Origin of the sequence: Guyparkeria sp. SB14A, assembly GCF_005096345.1 — a bacterium.
Taxonomy (GTDB): domain Bacteria; phylum Pseudomonadota; class Gammaproteobacteria; order Halothiobacillales; family Halothiobacillaceae; genus Guyparkeria; species Guyparkeria hydrothermalis.
Map to the genome: position 1 here is coordinate 1 of NZ_SWAW01000061.1, position 2,536 is coordinate 2,536.

Below are 2,536 nucleotides of genomic sequence, written 5' to 3' on the forward strand. Positions count from 1 at the left end.
CGCCGGCCGGATCGGCGTCGTGCCGATCCGGTCCAGCCCTTGTAAAGGGCGACGGCCCTTCACGGCGGACGGCGCCTTGCATCTGGGCCCTTGGAGGTCCCGCAGAGACGTCATCGAATCGTGCAGACCTTCCCTAAGCAAGCTCGGATGCGGGCTGGCGGCGCACCTCGGCCGGGCGGGGGGAATCGGTATAATGCCGGCCATCTCGGGCAGGGTCGGCCATGACCATTTGCCCCCCACGCATCCAGCCAGGAGAGAACACATGGGCTTCGAGAAGATCACCATCCCCGAGGGCGACAAGATCACCGTCACCGCCGACGGCACGCTGACCGTGCCGGATCGGCCGATCATCCCGTTCATCGAGGGTGACGGCATCGGTATCGACGTCACGCCGGTGATGAAAAAGGTCATCGACGCGGCCGTCGAGAAGGCCTACGGCGGCAAGCACCAGATCGCCTGGATGGAGGTCTACGCCGGCGAGAAGTCCACGGAAGTCTACCCGGACGGCAGCGGCCTGCCGGCCGAGACCATGGAGGCGATCCGCGACTACGTGGTTTCGATCAAGGGCCCGCTGACCACGCCGGTCGGCGGCGGCTTCCGCTCGCTGAACGTCGCCCTGCGCCAGAAGCTCGACCTGTACGTCTGCCTGCGCCCGGTGCGCTATTTCACCGGCACGCCCAGCCCGGTCAAGCACCCGGAGAAGACGGACATGGTCATCTTCCGCGAGAACTCCGAGGACATCTACGCCGGCATCGAGTGGGCCGCGGGCACCCCGGAAGTGAAGAAGGTGATCGACTTCCTGCAGGACGAAATGGGCGTCGAGAACATCCGTTTTCCGGAGAGCTCGGGCATCGGTATCAAGCCGGTCTCCGAGGACGGCACCAAGCGCCTGGTGCGCCGCGCGATCGAGTACGCGATCACCAACGACCGCGAGTCGGTCACCCTGGTGCATAAGGGCAACATCATGAAATTCACCGAAGGCGCCTTCAAGAACTGGGGCTACGAACTGGCGAAGGAAGAGTTCGGCGCCGAGCCGCTCGACGGCGGCCCGTGGATGAAGCTCAAGAACCCCAACACCGGCCGGGACATCGTCATCAAGGACTCGATCGCCGATGCCTTCCTGCAGCAGATCCTGCTGGTGCCGGAAGAGTACGACGTGGTCGCCACCCTGAACCTCAACGGTGACTACGTCTCGGATGCGCTGGCCGCGCAGGTCGGCGGCATCGGCATCGCGCCGGGCGCGAACCTCTCCGACACCGTCGCCATGTTCGAGGCCACCCACGGCACCGCCCCGGACATCGCCGGCAAGGATCTCGCGAACCCCTCGTCGGTCATCCTGTCGGCCGAGATGATGCTGCGCCACCTCGGCTGGACCGAGGCCGCCGATGCCGTCATCAAGGCGATGGAAGGCGCGATCGCCAGCGGCAACGTCACCGGCGATCTCGCCCGCCTGATGGACAAGCCCAACCAGATCGGCTGCAAGGCGTTTGGTGAGGAGCTGATCCGCCAGATGGGTTGATCCGCTTTGCGGCATCTTGCCGCCAGGTGAAAAACGAGCAGGCGCGTCCGGGTATTTCCGGGCGCGCCTGCTACGCTTCTGAGGCAGGAAAATTGCCTGCGCCGTTCCCCAGGAGGCGCGCCATGGAACCCCTCATCGACGCCAGTGCCGTCTGTCCCTACTGCGGCGAGCCGGTCGACTTCTCGATCGACACCAGCGCCGGCGAGCAGACCTTCGTCGAGGACTGCAGCGTCTGCTGCCAGCCGATCGTGGTGACCATCAAGTGGACCGCCGAAGGCCCCACGCTGGAGTTGCACCAGGAAAACGAATGAAGCGCTTGGCCGTCTGGAGGGCGGTTCATCGCGCGTGTTACCATCTCGCCGCCTCCCGACTGCCCATGTAGCTCAGCTGGATAGAGCAACCGCCTCCTAAGCGGTAGGTCGCAGGTTCGAATCCTGCCTTGGGCGCCAGACATCCTGTTTGACGTGTCCAGCCCCGCCGGAATCGGCGCAAGTAATACACATCCATGTCACATGCGCCTGACACAGTCACCACGTGGCTGGCCGCTGATCGTTTCTTGATCCCAGCGCCAACCATGAGCGGATACCTGCCTCCTTCAGGTGCTCCCTCGAGACCGCTCTCGCTTGGTGATTTTTCTCTCACTCCTTGTTGCCCCGCCTCGTGCGGGGTTTTCTAATGGAATGGCCTGCTCCCACCCTATTACGCTGTTTGGAGGAACAACCGAACGGCGATGAAGGAGGAACAGACCTATGTCTATCAAAACGCTTGGTATCGATCTTGGCAAGACCTCGATGCACATCGTGGGGCTGGATGCGTTCGGCAAGCCGGTTCATCGCAAGAAGCTCACCCGCACGGCCCTGATTCGCTTCCTCTCCAACCTGGCGCCGTGTCGGGTCGCCATGGAGTCCTGCGCCGGCTCGCATGACATCGCCCGCAAGGCCGATGCCATGGGACACGATGCCGTGTTGCTCCCTGCCCAGTTCGTCCGGCCCTATACCAAGGGTCAGAAGAACGACA

Annotated in this window: 2 protein-coding genes, 1 tRNA gene and 1 pseudogene; all 4 read left to right on the forward strand. The window is 63.8% G+C overall.

The window, feature by feature from the left end:
• Positions 1-262 precede the first annotated feature (262 nt).
• Entirely contained in the window at positions 263-1,519 is a 1,257-nt protein-coding gene (gene icd / locus FAZ79_RS11225) for an NADP-dependent isocitrate dehydrogenase (protein WP_136868047.1), read from the forward strand.
• A gap of 122 nt (positions 1,520-1,641) precedes the next feature.
• Positions 1,642-1,830: a CPXCG motif-containing cysteine-rich protein gene (locus FAZ79_RS11230; RefSeq protein ID WP_125198844.1), complete on the forward strand. Its 189-nt coding sequence runs from the start codon at positions 1,642-1,644 to the stop codon at positions 1,828-1,830.
• Between the two features lie 61 nt (positions 1,831-1,891).
• A tRNA-Arg gene (locus FAZ79_RS11235) sits at positions 1,892-1,968 on the forward strand.
• 300 nt (positions 1,969-2,268) lie between these two features.
• Positions 2,269-2,536 (forward strand): annotated as a pseudogene (locus FAZ79_RS11240) (IS110 family transposase); the annotation flags it as partial.

Excerpts from the sequence above, each read along its gene's own strand:
- icd (WP_136868047.1), top strand. The coding sequence starts at position 263 with ATGGGCTTCGAGAAGATCACCATCCCCGAGGGCGACAAGATCACCGTC.
- FAZ79_RS11230 (WP_125198844.1), top strand. The coding sequence starts at position 1,642 with ATGGAACCCCTCATCGACGCCAGTGCCGTCTGTCCCTACTGCGGCGAG.